Genomic DNA, 17,338 nt, shown 5'->3' on the forward strand with positions numbered 1-17,338 from the left:
TCCCGCCGCCTTGCGCCTCAGGCTTCCTTCCCGAGGATCACGATGCGGTTGCTGTTGGTGCCTTTCCGGTTGTTGGAGACACCCCAGCAGTTTGCCGTCTTTGTGAAATCCTGGGAGTTGATCATGATGCACTCCGGAACAAGCCCCGCCTCGCAGCCCGCTTTGACCACCTCGTTCTCGAGCGACAACAGTCCCCCGCGCACCTCGCCGACCTCAAAGGCAACGACACCGCCGGGCTGGAGCACACGCTTCAGCTCCCTGAACACGTCCGTCATCCGGGCTGCCCAGGCTTCGAGCGACCTGATCTGCCAGATCCGCCCCGGATCGGCCTCAAGTTCGCAGAACCACATCCGCAGCCAGTTGTCTCCAACGTAGTCCACCGCATCCAGGAACGGGGGCGAAGTGACCACCAGCTTCACCGAATCGCCGGGAATCGCAGGTGTCGAATCGGCGGAGGAACAGACGATCCCAAAGCCATCGCGGCCGTAGTTTTCCGGCAGCGGATGACGGAGCAGCCGCTTGGTCTTCCTCAGTATCAGCGCCTTGGTGTCGCGGTATTCGGGGACTTGCCGCCTTTTCTCGTTGATGCGGCGCTGGGCGGCCAGGGAGGTAGCCTGGTTGGGAGGCAGGGTGTACACCGAAAAGAATCCCTTGGAGTGCCCGGTAAGCCGGTTGCAGGCAACCATCTGGATCCATGCATCCGCCTGGTCAAAGGTGCCCTCTTGTTTCCGAATGCGGAAATACGAGCGCCATCCATAGAGTTCGCCCAGCGTCTCGGAAGAGAAAAAAACGAGAAGATCGGGATCCATTTCCCCGGGATCCGGCAAGCGAATTTCCGCCAGCCGAGCCTCGACCATCGCCGCCGTCGGGGGCTTGAGGCGCGGCGCGGCAAGAACCCCGGAAAGCGGGTTCACATCGTTTCCGACCACCCGGCATCCCCTCAGCTGCGCTTCGACAAGCGTCGTTCCCCTGCCCATGAACGGATCATAGACAAGGTCGCCCGGATTGCAGAAACGCCCGATGAAAAAACCCGGGAGCTGCGGCTTGTAGCAGGCGCGGTATGAGACCTCGTGCAAGGAGTGCCCGTCCCTTTGCTTGGAGGTCCAGAACTCGTTCCCGTACACCGGCACCCGCAATTCCCCAAAATGCCTTTCCTCCGTCTCCGTGGCACGCCCGAACCCGACAAACGAACGCAGCTCGCCATGCAGTTCGCCCGGATCTCCCAAAATCCTCCCATTGTCGCTATCAGCCATGACAAATCACTTTTCCCGTGAGGCACATCCAACGGAAGATGGTGACCCGCTGGACGATATCGCCTTCGGATCCAAGCTAGCCGGGCGTCCTTGCAAGTCGAGACGAATGCCGGGAATCGAGTGCCGGCGCCCCGTTTCCCCCTATCCGCCGGCCTGCAGATCCCCGAGCGGCACCGGATGGCTGAGGAAGGCCTCGCCTTCGCCGTTGAGGATCTCCAGTTGCAAGACCGACTTCTCCCAGTCGATGACGAGGCCGCCGAAATTCAGGGACTTGATCAAGGATGAGCCGATTTGCTCAGGGCCAGGCTGTGTTTTGCCCGCATGGCCATGGATCTGGTCCATGCCACTCGCCGTTATGTCATGGAATGGATAGGCCGTGTCGGTGGTTTTGAAAATCTCACCGAAGTGCATGTCGCCACTGATGAAGACCACGCCCGCGGCCTTGGTGGATCCGATCAGATCGAAAAGGCGCTGGCGCTCGGTGGGATGGTGCCCCCACATCTCCCAGTTCTTGCCGTTCCCGTTGAGCTTGATCACCTGCACGCCGGAGCAAATCACCCGCACCTTGGCCGGACGCTCCAGCACCTCCCCCAGCCAGGCCCACTGCGCCTCGCCGAGGTAACTGCCCTTCTCAGCCGGATTGGCCTGATCGAGATGCCACCTGCCATCCAGCAGGATGACCTGCACCCGCTGGCCGGCGGATCCGTATTCCACGGCCCGGTAAATGCCCTCCCTGTGCCAGAAAGCCGACTTTTCAGGAACCCGCCAGAATTTCCCGAAAGCCAGCTTCGATGGCTCCTTGAGCGGATAGGTCATGCCGGAATTGTCCGCACCGTAATCGTGGTCGTCCCAGATCGCGAGTTGCGGGCAGGTGTCACTGAGTTTCTGGAAGCGCGGGTTCGCCCCCAACCGGCCGTAGAGCTCATCGAAGCGGGCCGGCTGATCCAGGGTGTCGGCGTAGATGTTGTCCCCGAGCCAAATGAACAGGTCGGGCTTGTAGGCGAGGACCTTATCGAGGATTTGAGCGCCATCCGGCTTCCTCAGGCAGGAGCCGAAGGCGATCCGGCCGACGGCATGATCCGCCTGGATCTCGGCCACCTGATCGCGCCCGGCGAAGAGCGTCGCAGGCAGGCAGCAGCATAGAAATGCCATCATTGGCCATGGGAAGTGATGTCGCATCGGGATATGGTTCGGCTGCAAAGGCAGCCCCCAAGCATCGAAAACACTGCGCGAAGGATCAAGCCATAGATGACCCATGAACTCGGTGGCTTGCTTAGCGCGGTTCCCATCCATCGGAACATACGCCGCGAAAACCCGGGCCGCCGTATTTTCGGCCTTTGCCGGATCGCCTCCCATGCCCCATAAACGGCGTGGCGATGAAGTCGGTTCTGGAAACGATCAATGGGGGTGCGGAGTATCTGGCGAAACGCGGGGTCGCCGAACCGCGGCGCAACATGGAGCACCTGCTCGCCCACCGTCTCGGCTGCACGCGTATGCAGCTCTACACCCAGTTCGACAGGCCGCTGGAGGAGGAGGATCTCGCCCCCCTGCGCGATCTGCTGAAACGCCGCGGCGAGGGCGTCCCGCTCCAGCACATCCTCGGCACGGTCGGCTTCCATGGCCGGGATTTCCTCTGCGACAAACGTGGCCTCATCCCCCGCCCCGAGACCGAGGAACTGGTGGAAATGGCCCTCGCCAATCTTCCCCGGCGTCCCCTGGAAATCCTCGACATGGGCTGCGGCTCCGGGGTGCTCGGCCTGACGATCGCCGCCGAACGGCCGGAGTCCCGCGTGACACTGGCCGATGTTTCGCCGGATGCCCTTTCACTCGCCCGCGAAAACGCCGCACGGATGGGCTTGGGAAACGTTTCCTTCGTGGAAAGCGATCTTTTCGGTAAAATCACCGGCAGCTTCCATCTCATCGCCGCGAACCTTCCCTACGTCCCCGCCGGCGAGGCCGCCGGATTGGCCCGCGAGCTGGCGCACGATCCCGCGCTCGCGCTGTTTTCCGGGGCGGACGGATTGGACCTGTTGAAAAGGTTTGTCCCGGATTCCATCGGTTTCCTTGAGCCCGGCGGCCTCGTCGCCCTGGAAATTGGCCACGATCAGGCTTCACAGGTGCTCGGGTTGTTGGAAAGCTGCGGCTTCACGGACATCAGCGTCCGCACGGATCTCAGCGGGATCGCCCGTTTCCCATTTGCGAAAAAACCATAACAGAAAACAAAAAGCATGGATAAACTCGTCGTCCACGGCGGCTCCACGATCAAGGGAGCCGTCAACATTTCCGGCTCCAAGAACGCCTCGCTGCCCATCCTCGCCGCCGCCATCCTCACCGGCGAGGACTGCATCATCCGCCGCGTGCCGGACGTCTCGGACACGAACTACATGATCCAGATCCTCAGCGCCCTCGGCGCGGATGTGGAGCGCTCCTCCGGCACCGTCCGCATCACCTGTGCCGACATCGCGGAGGAAGCCCCCTACGAACTCGTCCGCCGCATGCGCGCCTCCATCTGCGTCATGGGCCCGCTGCTCGCCCGGAAAGGCCGGGCCGTGGTCTCGCTGCCGGGCGGTTGCGTGATCGGCGACAGGCCGGTGGATCTCCATCTGAAAGGGATGCAGGCGCTCGGCGCGAAGATCGAGTTCGAGGCCGGGAACATCATCCTCACCGCCCCGGATGGGTTGAAAGGCGCGGAAATGGATCTCCGCGGCGAAAGCGGCCCAACCGTCCTCGGCACCGACAACGTGATGATGGCCGCGACGCTGGCCGAGGGCGTCACCGTCATCGAATCCGCCGCCGCCGAGCCGGAGGTGCTGGATCTCGCGAATTTCCTCAACGCCATGGGCGCGAAGATCACCGGCGCTGGCACCAGGCGCATAGTGATCGAGGGGGTCAAGGAACTCAAAGGCGTGGAGCACACGGTGATACCCGATCGCATCGAGGCGGGAACCTTCATGGCCGCCGCCGCGCTGGCCGGCGAGGGCGTCACCCTGAACCGCGTCAACCGCGCCCACCTCAAGGCGATCACCGAGGCCATCGTGAAATCCGGCCACAAGGTCGAGTTCAACGAGGCGGGGGATTCCTGCTTCATCGAGCGCGGGGAAACCCTCCAAGGCGTCGATCTCAACACGGCCCCCTTCCCCGGCTACCCGACGGACATGCAGGCGCAGATGACCGCCCTGCTCGCCACCACCCCCGGGATCAGCGTCATCAAGGACAGCATTTTCCCGCAACGCTTCATGCACTGCGCCGAACTGAAGCGGATGGGCGCCGACATCAAAATGGACCACGGCACCGCCATTGTCCGTGGAGTGACCCAGCTCTCCGCAGCCCCGGTGATGGCCTCGGATCTCCGCGCGTCCGCCGCCCTTGTCCTCGCCGCCCTGCGCGCAAAAGGCAGCACGGAAATCTCCCGCCTCTACCACATCGACCGCGGCTACGAGCACATCGACGAGAAACTCCTCACCCTCGGCGCAAACGTCGAGCGCGTGCGCGTGTAATTTTCCGGGTTCCATCCACATATGGCAACGGTATGCTGCATTTCATGCTCGCCATGCGACTTAGCAGTGATAGCGGGCAACGGCCTGCGAAAACCCATTCTGCGGAGGAAGTGAAACTTGGGTTGGGCCTATGGTTTCGATGACCGGGCGTTGAGGGAACGCGAGAAGCCCGGACGCCCGGCGCAGGAGAAAAACCTCGCGTATCTGGACGGGCGGATGTCAGGATCCGAAGAAACCAGGCGGTATGGAAAGGCGCTGAAAGCGAATCTTGCCGGATTGTGGAGACACCGGATCGGCGATCATCGCCTAGCCTGCAAAATCGGCGACGAGCAAATGACCGTGCTCGTCCTCGCCGCCGGGCACCGCAAGGACGTTTACGAATGACAGGCACGGCAAAGTGACACCGCCAGTCAGGCTTCCCCACAACACATGCATATCCGCTACGAGAACACCTTTGAGGATTACCGGAATCATTACGAATTCCTGTTACGCTGTCGGGGTGGCGACAGCCGCTGGAGGCACTACCAGGCGCTACTCATTCCTGCGTTTCTCGGCGGCTTGGGAATTTACGCCGCCTCTCCCGAACGGATTGGCCTCATGATAGTCATCCTCGTCATGACCCTATCATACCTGGGGCCTCGGTTGCCTTACGGGAAATACATGAGGGCGTGCTCGGCAGCGCATGCGGCTTCCCAGTCGGCAAGGGTCATTGAGCTTTTGATTGACGGTGACGGCATCACCGAGGTCATCGAAGGGATGCGGTCAACGGTTCCATGGGATCATGTGAAGGGCTACCATCTTTACAGGGACACGATTTTCTTGGAGTTGGGCATGGGGCTCTGGGCGATAATTCCGGCCTCGAAGCTATCAGGGGATACAACGGAGATCCATGAGGTGGCAAAATGTTTCGACACCCACCACGTGGTGGATAGGACATCGAAAGTTATTGGCGCTTGAGTTGCACGCCTCACCGAAGCCTCGGGTTCAGCGCGATGAGCGCCAGATCCGCCAGCAGGTTCGCGCCGACAATGAGGAATCCGTAGAAGAGCACCAGCCCCTGGATCAGGAAAAACTCGCGGTCGGTGGCGGCGTTGACGAAATGCTGGCCCATGCCCGGGATCTGGAAGATCGTCTCGATGACGAAGGAGCCGGAGATCATCGCCGCAAAGGCCGGGCCGATGAAGGCGACGGCCGGGATGAGCCCTCCGCGCAGAGCGTGGCGGATGATGATCTTCTGGCCCGGCACTCCTTTTGCCTTGGCCGTGCGGATGTAATCCTGGCTCAGGACATCGAGCATCCCGCCGCGCGCCAGGCGCGCCAGATAGGCGGCGTTGATCATGCCGAGCGTGATGGCTGGGAGTATCCAGTCGGTGGGCGATGACCATCCGGCGACATTGAGCGATTGCAGTTTCAACCCGGCGAACACCGCGAGCAAGGGACCGATGACAAAGCTGGGCAGGCAGATGCCGACCATGGCGAAGGCGAGGCAGGCGAAATCGGTGGGTGAATTTTTCCTGACGGCCGCGATGACACCCGCCGGTATGCCCACCATCAGGGCGATGCCCATCGAGGCCAGGCCGAGGGCGAGCGAGACGGGAAAGGAATCGCCGATGACCTCCGAGACCTTGACCCCGTCCTTGCGGATCAGGTCGCCGAGATCCTGATTGATCACCAGGTTCTTGAGATACACCGCGTATTGGACCGGCAGCGGCTTATCGAGGCCGGTGTAGGCTTTCATGCGCTCGAGGACATGGGCGGGGATGGCTTTTTCCTCCACGTAGGGGCTTCCGGGCATCATCCGGACGAGGAAAAAGGTGAGCGTGATCAGGACGAAGAGCGTGAGCAGGCCTTGGAGGGAGCGGGAGGCGAGGAGTTTCAGCATGGCCTTATTTTTGTTTCGTTTCCTGGGGGACGAGGCGGAGGGAGTGGTAGGGATTCCCGGCGAGCAGCAGCGGATGCCAGCCCTGCACGGAGGGATGGACAAGGTAATTCTTGCCGCGCCAGCCGATGGGAGCGATGGGCGCCTCCTCCAGCAGGATGGCCTCCGCCGCTTTCAGGTATCCGTAGCGCTCGGCGGGATCCGTGACCTTGAAGGACTCCGCGAGCTGGGCGACGAATTCCGGATTGTCCCAGCCGGTGTTGTTGTTGCCGTTTCCGGGAGACCAGATTTCCAGGAAAGTGAGCGGGTCGATGAAATCGCCGATCCAGCCTGCGGAAACGATGTCGTAATCGAGCGATTGGGTGGCGACGAGATAGGCGGTCCACTCCTTGTTCTCGATCTCCACCTCCACGCCGAGGTGCTCGCGCCACATCGCCTGGACGGCGGTGGCGAGGGTGGCTGCCGTTTCGCGGGAGGCGATGAGGAGTTTTTTCCGGGGGAAGCCCTTGCCACCCGGGTAGCCAGCCTCGGCCATCAGTTTCCGTGCCTGCTCCGGATCGAATCCGGCTCCGTGCGGCGGATCGTAATCGCCCATCGGCGGGGTGATCGCGTAGGCGGGGGTGGAGCCGCGGAAGACGTTTTCGCAGATCGCCTTGCGGTCGATCGCCATGCTCAGGGCGCGGCGGACGCGGGAGTCGTCGAAGGGCTCGCGGGTGGTGTTGAAGCGATAGAAATCGGTGCCGAGGTACGGCTCCTGGCGCAGCACGGAGGGGTTGTGCTTCTTCATGAAGTCCACCGTTTCGGATGCGGCGGCGTAGGTGACATGGAGCTGGCCGTCGCGGAACATCCTCGCCTCGGTGAAGATGTTGGAGATGGGCAGGAAACGGATGCCGTTGAGCGACACGTTCGCCGCATCCCAGTAATGAGGGTTGCGCTCCACCTCGATGTGGGCGTTGCGGCGGAACGACTTGATGCGGTAGGGGCCGTTGCCCACCAGGTTCTCAGGCTTCGCCCAATCGTTGCCGATCTGCGCCATGCCGCCGTATTTGAGGATGCGGTGCTTCGGCACCGGATTCCAGGTGTAGTGCTTGAGGATTTCCTTGAAATAAGGGGTAGGCCCGCGAAGGGTGATGACGAAGGTGAGAGGATCGACGACCTGGATGCCGACGCTGGAAAAATCCTTGGTTTCGCCCTTGTTGAAAGCCTCCCCGCCTTTCAGGAAATAGAGCATCTCCGCATATTTCGCGCCGAGTTCCGGCGTGAGCAGGCGCTCGTAGGCGAAGGCGAAATCCTCGGATGTCACCGGCTCCCCATCGGACCATTTCGCATCCGGCCTGAGCTTTGCGGTCCAGACGGTGGAGGTCTCGTCCGGGATCATCTCGATGGCGGCTCCGCCGGGGGCGGCGAGGTCATCGCTGGGGTGGGAAATGACCAGACCCTCGAAAAGCGCGCGGTTGATGTTGCTTTCGAGCACCCCGGAAGTGACCTGAGGATCGAAGCTCTTCGGGTCGCTGCTGTTGCCGAGAAGCAGGATGCCCTCGCGGGTCGCCTTGTCCACCTGGCTCTCGCGCTGGCATGAGAGGAGGCTGAGGCAGAGTGCGGCTGTCGTAAGGAGGCGGTTCATCGCTGGCGGACGATGTCACAAAAGCCGCCGTATGGCAGGGGAAAATTCACCAAAGGAATTTCACGCCGAGAATCGCGTTGGTGCCCGGCTCGTTCTGGCCGGATCCGTGGTTGCGGTAGTCATCGTCCAGGATATTCTCGATGGCGGCGGTGAGCTCGAGGTTTTCCGTGGGGTTCCATCCGGCGCGGAGTGAGCCGACCGCGTATCCGGGCGTGCCGCCGGTGGGGATGCGCTGGGTGTCGGTGCGGTCGCCGCTGCTCAGGCGGTCGGCCTTGGCGGATGCGAGAACGCGTCCTTCCGCCCAGAAGGGAGCGCTGGGATGCTCCCAGCGCAGCGCCAGCGACCCTGTCAGCGGCAGCAGCCGGGAGGCGTATTCATCCCGCACCGGGCCGCCGATGAAGGCGGGGCTTTCCGTGCGCCCGTCCTGCCATGAGGCGAAGCCGGTGAGAGTCCATTGCGGGCTGATGCTCCAGTAGCCCTCCAGCTCGATACCGTAGATGTAGCCGTCGCTGGCGTTGGTGGTGGCGTTGGTGGCCGACCCAAGCGCGATGGGCACGCCGATGATCGCGTCGGAAATGTCCGTGTGGAAAACCGCGGCGCTCAGGCCATAGCGGTCGGTTTCATGGCGTATGCCGATCTCGGTGGTCAGGAATTCCTCAGGCTCGACGTTGAGCGATCCGATGGCGGCGATGCCGGAGCGGGAGGTCACGTTTCCGGAAAGGTCGTTGAGATTCGGCGCGCGGAATGCCTGCGAGAGGCCGCCGAAAGCGAACCACTCATCGTTGATGCGGTAGGTGCCACGCAGGGAGGCGGAAAAATCATCCCATGAGCTGTTCGCGGAAATGTCCGCGGCACCCAGGCGGAGCTTGCCCAGATCGGCGCGGGCATGGGTGTAGCGGAGGCCGCCGGTCAGCTCGAATTTCTCCCCGATGGTGCGGATGTACTGGGTGTATGCGCCGAAGATGTCGTAGGTGGAATCATCCGCCAGAGGGCGGCTCGCGGGATCGAAGAGGTAGCCCGCGCCGCGATCCCGGAGCGCGCCGGAATCGACCGAATCATGGTAATAATCCAGGCCGTAGAGCAACGAGCCTCCAGCCAGGGCGGACTCCAGCTCGAGGTCGAAGCCCAGCGTTTCCACATCGTATGTCTGGTAGCGGCGGTCGATGGGCGTGCGCACCTGGATCTCCGTGTCGGAGGAAGTCTGGTAGGAAAGTGTGGCGGTGATGCGCCGCACCGCGGCACCCGCCGCACTGTCCTCATGGGCGATGCGGAGATAGCTCAGCGAGCGTTCCTGGTCGTAATCGCGGGAGATGAAGGTGCCCGGTGCGGAAACGTGGCTGCCGTGCGTCCAGCCGGGGTTGTTGCGGGTGGAGTGCCAGCGGGAAATCCTGTCCTGGTTGAAATTCTGGTGGTTGAGCGTCAACAGGGTCTGCGGGCCGATTGCCCAATCGAGGCGGGAGTCGATGGACTGCTCCGGGTAGCCGGTGCCGCGCATCAGGCCGACTGCGGAGTCCTCGATGTCCCCGTAGTCCTTCGCGGAGATGCCGAGGTGGAGGCCGAAAACGCCGCCGATGCCGGTCTGCGCCTCGATGCGCCCGATGTGGCTGCCCTGGCCGTTGCTACGGTATTCATAGTAGCCGGAGCCGTGGCTGAAGACTTTTCCCTCCGCCTCATCGGCGAATCCCGAGGATTTCGTGAAGGCGTTGAGCGTGCCGCCCGCCGCGTCCGAGCCGTAGAGCACGGAGCCCTGGGATCGGATCAGCTCGAAGCGCTCCAGCGACAGCGGATCGACCGTGTTCCAATACTGCACCGGGCCGCCCCGGAAGGTGGAGTTGTTGAAGCGGACACCATCAATGAGCAGGAGGTTCTGCCTGCCGGTGAGGCCGCGGATGAAGGGCGAGCCGTGGCCGTTGGCGGTTTTCTGAACCAGCACGCCCGGAGTCAGCGCAAGCGCCTCCGGCAGTGTGCGGACGGTGTTTTGCCGGAAGTCCTCCGCTGAGAAGGAAGTGACGGAGTAGGGCGTTTCCTTGAGCGGCTTCGCGCTGCGCGATGCGGTGACGATGAGCGGCTCCAGGAAATCCTGGGCATGGGCGGACAGGGGCAAGGCGAGCAGGGCGAGCGGAATGCGGAGGATCATGGACAGGGAACTTGATAGGGTTCCGGGGCTGAGACGACAAGTGATCCTGGTGAGCAAAAATTGCCCATTCTCTCATTTCCGGATCATGCGCTGTCCATGTGGGGAATCGATTTTCTCGACAAAAAACAGACTTCAGGGATACTCAGGCGTTATTCCTGCATGGATAGAAAACGACCATTTTTTCTCGGAATCCGGTCGCTGGCATTTTGGCTGGCGGCGGGGGTGGGAGCCTTCGTTCTGGTGGGATCGCTTGCGATGATGGGGTTTTTCCAGCATCTGGGGAGGGTGGAGGAGCTGGTGGCGCTGGAGTCGATAGGCCGGACGAATGCGCTCTTCCTGGACCAGAGCAGCCTGCCGCAGAGCGGGCACATGGCGGCCCAGCTCGGGCGGGTGATGGGCGCGGAAGTGGCGTTTGCGGATGCCGGGGGGAGGGCGGACGGGGTGGCGAAACGCGATGGCGAGAGGATCAGGGTCGGCTTCCCGCTTGCAAGCGGGCGTGAGGTTTGGTTTTCCCGGGAATCCGCCGCCCGACCGGTCTGGAAACGGCTTGATGCACGCCTGGCGCTGGGCGGGTTCTGGGCGCTTTCGCTGGTTTTTTCCCTCTGGCTGGGGCGCAAGGTAACCCGCCCGCTGGCGAATCTGGCCGCCGCAATCCCGGGGATGGGTGGCGAGAAACCGCTCCAGTCGCTGCCGGAATCGGGGCCGCGCGAGATCGTCAGCCTCGCGGCGGCACTGCAGGAAACCCATGCCTCACTCATCGCGGAACGTGAGAAGCGAAGGCACGCGGAGCGACTGGCCTTGCTGGGGCGCATGGCCACCAGCCTCGCCCACGAGGTGCGCAATCCCGTCTCCGCGATACGCCTGCACGCCCAGCTTCTGGAGCGGACCTGCGCAGCGGATGAGCGGGCATCGGCCCATCTCATCGTCGGGGAGGCGGGCCGCATCGAGTCCTTGGTGAACCAATGGCTGCGATATGCCAAGCCGGAGCCGGTGAAGCTGGTGCCGGTGGATGTGGCGGCGCTCGCCGAGGATGCCTGTCGCAGCCTCACGCCGCAGGCGGATCATTCGGGGGTGACCATTTCGAGGGAAATCCATCCCGCATGGGATGCCCAGCCAGTCCGGGGGGATCGCGAGAGGCTGCGACAGGCCCTTTGCAACCTGCTGCTCAACGCCATCCAAGCCATGCCCACCGGCGGCACCGTGCACCTTCGGGTGCTTCCCGGCGCTGTGGAAATCGAGGACAGCGGGGCGGGCTTCGGCGCGGATGCCCTGACCCATTTCGGGGAGCCGTTCCACTCCGGGCGCGAGGGCGGGATGGGCCTGGGGCTGGCGGTTTCCAAGGAAATCGTCATCGCCCACGGCGGCACGCTGACCGCCGCGAACCTGCCCGGCAAAGGTGCCTGCGTGCGCATCGGCTGGCCGGAAAACCCGGATCGGAAAGGAGGTGAGCAGTGGCAGCAATACTGATCGTCGAGGACGAGCACGCACTAGGCAACGCGCTCTCGCTGGCGGTGCTGCGCCTTGGCCACACGCCCGTGCTCGCCGCCAGCGGCGCGGCCGCGCTTGCCCGGATCGGGGAGCGGGCTTTCGAGGCCATCGTGCTCGACATCGGCCTGCCTGACATCAGCGGGTTGGAAGTCCTTGCGAAAATCCGCGAAGCGGGATCAAAGGTGCCGGTGCTGGTCATCACCGCCCACGCCACGCTCGATCATACGATCAGCTCGCGGAAGCTCGGGGTGGCGGAATGCCTTTTCAAGCCCATCGACCTGCAGCGCTTTGAGGAAGTGATCTCCGCGATGGTGACGCGCAGCATCGCCATCGCCGCGCCGGGGCATACCACGGCCGGCTCGCTGATCGGTGCCGCGCCCGCCATGCACCGGGTTTTCCTGGGCATCGCACGGGCATGCAGCGGAGACAGCCCGGTGCTCATCCATGGGCCGAGCGGCACGGGGAAAACACTGGCAGCGCGTGCGATCCATGCAAATGGAAGCCGCAGCGGGGATGCCCTGCGACTGGTGGAATGCAGTACGCTCACCCACCTTGAGGCGCTGCAAGATGCCTGTGGCACACTCGTCCTCAAGGGGATCGATGCGCTCAGCCCAAGCTTGCAAGGCATGCTTGCAGCGGCCTTGGAGAGGGAGGATGCGCCGCTGCCACGGCTCATCGCCACGATGCAGAGGGATCCGCGCGAGGCGGGGGAAGGGAGAGGGCTGAGGGAGGATCTGTTCTACGCATTCGGTGCGCTCACCATCGCCATGCCGCCTTTGCGGGAGCGCAGCGGTGATATCCCGGCACTGAGCCGGTTTTTCCACGGGATGCACGGGGAGTCCAGCTTCCCCTTCGAGATCGCCGCCTCCACGCTGGCCGCGCTGCAGGCCTATCCGTGGCCGGGAAATGTCCGCGAGCTGCGGCACGTCATCGAGCACGGCCTTGCCATGAGCCGCAGCGGCCCCTTGCTGCCAGGGCACTTGCCGCCGCACGTTGCCGCAGCAATCAACGAAGGCGGCGGTGCCGCCGTGGCCGGTGAGCTGGATGCGGTCATCGCCCGCTGGCTCGACTCCACACTTGAGATGACCCCGGAGGACAAATGGCAATATGACGTGCTGCTGGAGGAAATCGAAAGCTCGATGCTGAGGCACCTGCTGGAACGTTTCGACAACCGCCCGACACGGCTGGCGGCGGCTCTGCGCATGAACCGTGCAACCCTGCGGCAGAAGCTGCGGCGCGGCGGGATTTCCTGAGACCGATATCCCGGTCCCTGAGGAAAAATCACTCCCAAGCGGAAACCAGACTCTCCCATGTGGTTGTGAGCCAGATGGGTATGGGGCAAACCCTCCGCCATGTGGGGCCGGCTCGCCACTGCGATGGGCGGTTATTTCTCGACGTATTTCAGGAAGCCCTTGGCGTCGGCGGAGAGCGGCTTGTCGATGGAGAGGTATTTCTGGTAGAGGTCGGCAAGGGCGGCGGCCTCGAGCAGGCGGGTGTAGCCAGGGGAGTTCTTGTTCTCATCCTCGGTGCCCCAGTTGCGGATGGCGGTCTGGACGGCCTCGTCCTTGAAGTAGATGCCCAGCGCGTTGAGGGCGGCCTGCTCCGTGATCAGCTCCGAGGCGCCGGAATCCGCGGTAACGGCGATGCCGTATTCGATGAGGGCTTCCGCCGGGCGGTTGAGGTTCTCCAGGGCGAGGCCTTTGCAGAAGGCCACCTGGGCGCGCTGGTCCCCGGGGAGGTTTTCCGCATCCCGCTGGCTGGCGATGATGACGAGCCTGTCCCATGCCTTTTCCCCAAGCGCGTCCCACATGACATAGAGGTCGAGCTGGCGCAGCTGGTAATCCCGCGTGAGGGGTTCCTTGAGGAAACTGCCGAGCGCCTTGCGCAGGCCTTCGTAATCGCCCAGGATGCGCATGCATTCCATCTCGTAGTATGCGGAGAGCGTGTGGTGGTTGTCCGCGAGTGCGGCGATGGGCTTTGAGATGGCCTTGTAGGCCGCGAACTTTTCCTGGGCTTCCTTGTACTTGCGCCCCTCGAAGAGATCGAGGGCTGCGGTGTATTCAGGCGGATCGATGAGGTGTATCGTTGAGAAATCCACGATCTTGCCGTCGTTGAATTCGGTCGAGACCTTGGAAACCTTGTAGCGGATCTGGGTCTTGGTGGCGGCGATGATCCATGCCTGGAAGTTTTCCCCGTTGGGCTTGGACAGGTATGCTTCCGCCTGGAATTCCTGGGCGATGGCGAAGCTGCAGAGGACGGGTGCGAGGAGAAGTGTAAGGAGTTTTTTCATGGGTCTGTGGTGGTGTTGTATTGTTCTTGCTGCCTACGGGGTCTTAGCGGTTCTCCTCCTCTTTCTTGAGCTGCTCCATGGTCTTGACGTTCGGATCCGCCGCGTATTGGTCGGTGAGTTTCTGAACCCTCTCCCACATGACGACTTCCTCCGGTGACATCTTGTCCTTGAATCGTCCGGTGAGCTCCAGGAAGCGGTAGCCGCCGGCGTAGGCGCCCTGGCGATCCGACTGCACCCTCGGGTCGTCGGATTTCCTGTTGCGCTGGAAGGAAAGTTTCATCCACGCCTCCACGGCGGGTGCGGAAATCCTTATGTATCCCATGTGCGCGGACCAGACCTTGACATACATGGAGATGGCGTCGTCGGTCATCTTCCGTTTCTCGAAGGATTCTGCGAGCATGAAACCGACCTCCGGGGAGTATTTGGAGAAGCCGAGGGATTTGCCCTCCTCGCGGTTGAGGTATTGGTTGGCGCGCTCGTCGGCCTTGGCGTAATCGCCCTTGGCCATGAGGATCTCGACGATGCGGAAGAGAGCGAACTCGCGGTCTTTTTTCTCCTGGGAATCCGTGAAGATGCGCTCGAAGTCCTCGAGAGCCTTGGCCAGATCCGCATCCGCCTTTGACCTGCCATAGACATCGGCGCGGCCGATGAGTGCGGCGAAGCGGTAGGACTGATCCTGGCGGGAAAGCGCCTCGTCGTAGTATGGGATCGCCTCGCGCGGGGTGCCGGTCTTGTTACGGAGGTAATCACCGAGCTGGACGAGGATGTAGTTGGAGAGATCCTTGAGATCGAAGTCCGCCTTGAGCTCGCGGAACAGCACGACGATCATCGCTTCGGCGGCACGCTGTTTCGCCTCGTCTTCCTTGTCCCTGGCGACCTCCTCGAAGACGCCGATGATGGCGATGCGCAGGAGTGCGCGGGCAGCCCTATCGGTGGTGCGGATGCCGGGGAAATTGTAGTAGTGTTCCTTGAGCTGGTCCGGGTTGTGGTTCTCGAGATATGCCTCGGTATAGGAGTTGATGGCAGCCTCCAGGCCGGGTGCCTCGGTCTGCTTGGCCATGTCGGAAATGACACCCTGGAGGCGCTCCAGCGCTTCCTCGCCGCGGCCGATGGATTGCATTGCCTTGATCTGTGCCACGGCGACCTGTGCGCGGTAGGGCGAGCCGGCCGCGTACTCTTTCCAGTACTTGTCCGCGAAGGGCACTGCATCCTTGAGGCGCGGGCCGGGTTCCTCCCCCTTTTTCTGATCACCGAGCATGGCGACGAGGTAATAGAGCGCCTCGCCGACGACACCATCGTTGCGGCGTGCCTCCGCGATCTCGATGGCCTTGAGGTAGGCGGACTCCGCCTCTTCCTTCTGGTCGAGCGCCTGGTGGACGTTGCCTTTGAGGTTGTAGGCCTGGTCGGTGACGGTGGAGTCAGGGAATTCCTTGAGGATGCGGTCCAGCTTTTCCATGGCCCCCTCGTTCTGCTCCTCCGCATAGTGGCAGTTCGCGCGGTCGTAGAGGGCGAGCGGGGTGTAGGTCTGGTTGCTATCCGCCTTGTATTTGTCCAGGAAGGCATCGAGCAGCGTCGCGGCCTTGGTCCAGAACTGCAGGCGGGAAACATTGGATGCCTGGAAGTAAGAGGCGGACATCGCGAAAATGCTCTCCGGATATTTTGTGACGTGCTCGTCGAGGAGAGGTGCGGCCTTGTCGTACTGGCCGGTGTAGAAGTAGGAGCCGCCGAGGACGAAAAGGGCGAGATCGTGCTCCGGGGTTCCTTCCGCAGCCTTCTTGTTGGCGATGATGTCGCCGGCGATCTCGATGCAGGTCTCGTATTTCCCGTCGAAGAACAGTGAGGAGAGCATCAGTTTCTGGACATCCGGCTTGTGCTTTGACTCCGGGAATTCCCTGAGGAAGATCTCGCCATATTTCTGTGTGTAGGAAAGCGCGCTGATCACCGATGAGGTGCGGACGAGGTGGAAGAGGTTGTCCTCGCGCTTCTCGGCCTTGGGGTAATACATCTCGAGCTGGAGGTATGCGCCGAAGGCTCCGTGGATGTTCTTGTTCGACTCATGGATGTAGGCGATGGCGGCGAGCTTGATCATCTCGATGGCCTTGTTGCCGCGCTGCTCCGCCTCGAGGGCTGCGAGATCCGCCTCCATGCGCGCCTTGTCGAGGTTGCCGCTGCGCGACTTGATCCTGGCGAGGTTCCCCATATCCTTGACGCGGCTGCGGAGATCGTCCACGGCGACCTGGGTGGCAGGGACGAACTGGTAGAGATAGAGTGCGGTCTTGGTCATGTCCGCGCCGATGGCATCTCCGGCGAGTTTCATGAAGATCTTGGAGTAGCGCTGCATGGAGAAGGGCGAGATGACGAGCGCACCGCGGTTCTTGCCGATGAAATCGAGGACGGTCTGCTCGTCCTTTTTCTCGATGGCGGCGGTGACCATGGCCTGGAAGCCCGAGATGATGGCCTCTTCGGGGGTCGGGAAGATGTCCTTGTTGGTGATGGCGATCTCAAGGTGCTCGTTGCCCTCCGGGAGCTTGTCGATGCGGAAGTGGCAGATCGCCATGTTGATGTGGAATGCGCCGCGCGGGTATGAGTCGCGGGTCTTGTCGCGCTCCTGGAGGAATTTCTTCCATTGGGTGATGGCGAGTTGGTAATCCTCCGCACCCATCGCCGCCTCACCCCACTTGAGCAGGGCCATCTTGTTGAAGATGTTGCCGCCGCCCGTCTCGGTGTTGGGGTAGTCCTTGTAGCAGGACTCGAAGGACTTCATCGCCTCCGCGTATTTCTTGAGCTTCATCTCGCTGATGCCCTTGCGGTAGAGGATGACGCCGAACTGTGCGCCGTGGAGCTGGAGAGCCATCTTCGGGTTCCCGCCAAAGCGCTGGACGGCTTCGGCGTTGAACTTGAGGGCGTTTTCCCAATCGCCGGCATTCATGGCCTTGAGGGCGTTGTTCACCAGGCTGCCCAAGTCCGCCTGCTGTGCGGAGGCGGTCAGCGGGGTGACGAGGAGGGCAAGGGAGAGTAGGAATTTTTTCATTTGCACGGAAGGGTCTGGGTTCTTGTTCTGAAAAGGAATTGCTGGCGAAGATGTTTAAAAAAAATACGCCGCCGGGTGGTTCCTGCAAGATGGAACGTCCGGCGGCGCGGGATTTTTAGGGATTCTTGAAAGAAATCCC

Annotated in this window: 13 protein-coding genes; 6 read left to right on the top strand and 7 right to left on the bottom strand. The window is 62.5% G+C overall.

What is annotated here, in order from left to right:
• Positions 1 to 17 precede the first annotated feature (17 nt).
• Positions 18 to 1,253: a site-specific DNA-methyltransferase gene (locus tag HZ994_08925; GenBank protein QTN32447.1), complete on the bottom strand. Its 1,236-nt coding sequence runs from the start codon at positions 1,251 to 1,253 to the stop codon at positions 18 to 20.
• A 141-nt stretch (positions 1,254 to 1,394) separates the two neighbouring features.
• Positions 1,395 to 2,408: an alkaline phosphatase family protein gene (locus HZ994_08930; protein QTN32448.1), complete on the bottom strand. Its 1,014-nt coding sequence runs from the start codon at positions 2,406 to 2,408 to the stop codon at positions 1,395 to 1,397.
• 221 nt (positions 2,409 to 2,629) lie between these two features.
• On the opposite strand from HZ994_08930, the gene prmC reads away from it, so the two are divergent.
• The 4 genes from prmC (at position 2,630) to HZ994_08950 (ending at position 5,707) form a co-directional block, all read left to right on the top strand.
• On the top strand, positions 2,630 to 3,466 hold the full coding sequence (prmC, locus tag HZ994_08935; GenBank protein QTN32449.1) for a peptide chain release factor N(5)-glutamine methyltransferase: 837 nt from the start codon (positions 2,630 to 2,632) through the stop codon (positions 3,464 to 3,466).
• Between the two features lie 15 nt (positions 3,467 to 3,481).
• Positions 3,482 to 4,750, top strand: coding sequence for a UDP-N-acetylglucosamine 1-carboxyvinyltransferase (gene murA, locus HZ994_08940; protein ID QTN32450.1), 1,269 nt, complete (start codon positions 3,482 to 3,484; stop codon positions 4,748 to 4,750).
• 216 nt (positions 4,751 to 4,966) lie between these two features.
• Positions 4,967 to 5,134 carry a type II toxin-antitoxin system RelE/ParE family toxin gene (locus HZ994_08945; protein QTN32451.1) on the top strand — a complete coding sequence of 56 codons (168 nt, stop codon included), beginning with the start codon at positions 4,967 to 4,969 and terminating at the stop codon, positions 5,132 to 5,134.
• Between the two features lie 45 nt (positions 5,135 to 5,179).
• Positions 5,180 to 5,707: a YcxB family protein gene (locus HZ994_08950; protein ID QTN32452.1), complete on the top strand. Its 528-nt coding sequence runs from the start codon at positions 5,180 to 5,182 to the stop codon at positions 5,705 to 5,707.
• A gap of 10 nt (positions 5,708 to 5,717) precedes the next feature.
• On the opposite strand, the gene HZ994_08955 is transcribed toward HZ994_08950, so the two are convergent.
• From HZ994_08955 to HZ994_08965, 3 genes are read right to left on the bottom strand one after another with little or no spacing between them, the layout of a single operon-like run.
• A complete protein-coding gene (locus tag HZ994_08955; GenBank protein ID QTN32453.1) occupies positions 5,718 to 6,632 on the bottom strand; it encodes an ABC transporter permease in 915 nt (304 codons plus the stop codon).
• 4 nt (positions 6,633 to 6,636) lie between these two features.
• Positions 6,637 to 8,253, bottom strand: a complete 1,617-nt coding sequence (locus HZ994_08960; GenBank protein QTN32454.1) for a peptide ABC transporter substrate-binding protein — start codon at positions 8,251 to 8,253, stop codon at positions 6,637 to 6,639.
• A gap of 46 nt (positions 8,254 to 8,299) precedes the next feature.
• On the bottom strand, positions 8,300 to 10,390 hold the full coding sequence (locus HZ994_08965; GenBank protein QTN32455.1) for a TonB-dependent receptor: 2,091 nt from the start codon (positions 10,388 to 10,390) through the stop codon (positions 8,300 to 8,302).
• 159 nt (positions 10,391 to 10,549) lie between these two features.
• Between HZ994_08965 and HZ994_08970 the strand changes: the two genes are divergently transcribed.
• The gene (locus HZ994_08970; GenBank protein QTN32456.1) at positions 10,550 to 11,857 is read left to right on the top strand and encodes a hypothetical protein; all 1,308 of its coding nucleotides are present in this window, start codon (positions 10,550 to 10,552) and stop codon (positions 11,855 to 11,857) included.
• A complete protein-coding gene (locus HZ994_08975) occupies positions 11,842 to 13,131 on the top strand; it encodes a sigma-54-dependent Fis family transcriptional regulator (GenBank protein ID QTN32457.1) in 1,290 nt (429 codons plus the stop codon). The genes HZ994_08970 and HZ994_08975 overlap by 16 nt, the downstream gene beginning before the upstream one ends.
• 131 nt (positions 13,132 to 13,262) lie before the next feature.
• Here the strand turns inward: HZ994_08975 and HZ994_08980 are convergent, their stop codons facing one another.
• Together HZ994_08980 and HZ994_08985 are read right to left on the bottom strand one after the other, a co-directional pair.
• Complete coding sequence (locus HZ994_08980) at positions 13,263 to 14,168, bottom strand: hypothetical protein (GenBank protein ID QTN32458.1); 906 nt, start codon at positions 14,166 to 14,168, stop codon at positions 13,263 to 13,265.
• 43 nt (positions 14,169 to 14,211) lie between these two features.
• On the bottom strand, positions 14,212 to 17,199 hold the full coding sequence (locus tag HZ994_08985; GenBank protein ID QTN32459.1) for a tetratricopeptide repeat protein: 2,988 nt from the start codon (positions 17,197 to 17,199) through the stop codon (positions 14,212 to 14,214).
• Positions 17,200 to 17,338 lie beyond the last annotated feature (139 nt).

It is taken from the genome of Akkermansiaceae bacterium (genome assembly GCA_017798145.1).
GTDB lineage: Bacteria > Verrucomicrobiota > Verrucomicrobiia > Verrucomicrobiales > Akkermansiaceae > Luteolibacter.

What these genes read in the sequence shown, in the direction of transcription:
- HZ994_08925 (QTN32447.1), bottom strand. Translation starts at nt 1,253, where the DNA reads ATGGCTGATAGCGACAATGGGAGGATTTTGGGAGATCCGGGCGAACTG.
- HZ994_08930 (QTN32448.1), bottom strand. Translation starts at nt 2,408, where the DNA reads ATGATGGCATTTCTATGCTGCTGCCTGCCTGCGACGCTCTTCGCCGGG.
- prmC (QTN32449.1), top strand. Translation starts at nt 2,630, where the DNA reads ATGAAGTCGGTTCTGGAAACGATCAATGGGGGTGCGGAGTATCTGGCG.
- murA (QTN32450.1), top strand. Translation starts at nt 3,482, where the DNA reads ATGGATAAACTCGTCGTCCACGGCGGCTCCACGATCAAGGGAGCCGTC.
- HZ994_08945 (QTN32451.1), top strand. Translation starts at nt 4,967, where the DNA reads ATGTCAGGATCCGAAGAAACCAGGCGGTATGGAAAGGCGCTGAAAGCG.
- HZ994_08950 (QTN32452.1), top strand. Translation starts at nt 5,180, where the DNA reads ATGCATATCCGCTACGAGAACACCTTTGAGGATTACCGGAATCATTAC.
- HZ994_08955 (QTN32453.1), bottom strand. Translation starts at nt 6,632, where the DNA reads ATGCTGAAACTCCTCGCCTCCCGCTCCCTCCAAGGCCTGCTCACGCTC.
- HZ994_08960 (QTN32454.1), bottom strand. Translation starts at nt 8,253, where the DNA reads ATGAACCGCCTCCTTACGACAGCCGCACTCTGCCTCAGCCTCCTCTCA.
- HZ994_08965 (QTN32455.1), bottom strand. Translation starts at nt 10,390, where the DNA reads ATGATCCTCCGCATTCCGCTCGCCCTGCTCGCCTTGCCCCTGTCCGCC.
- HZ994_08970 (QTN32456.1), top strand. Translation starts at nt 10,550, where the DNA reads ATGGATAGAAAACGACCATTTTTTCTCGGAATCCGGTCGCTGGCATTT.
- HZ994_08980 (QTN32458.1), bottom strand. Translation starts at nt 14,168, where the DNA reads ATGAAAAAACTCCTTACACTTCTCCTCGCACCCGTCCTCTGCAGCTTC.
- HZ994_08985 (QTN32459.1), bottom strand. Translation starts at nt 17,199, where the DNA reads ATGAAAAAATTCCTACTCTCCCTTGCCCTCCTCGTCACCCCGCTGACC.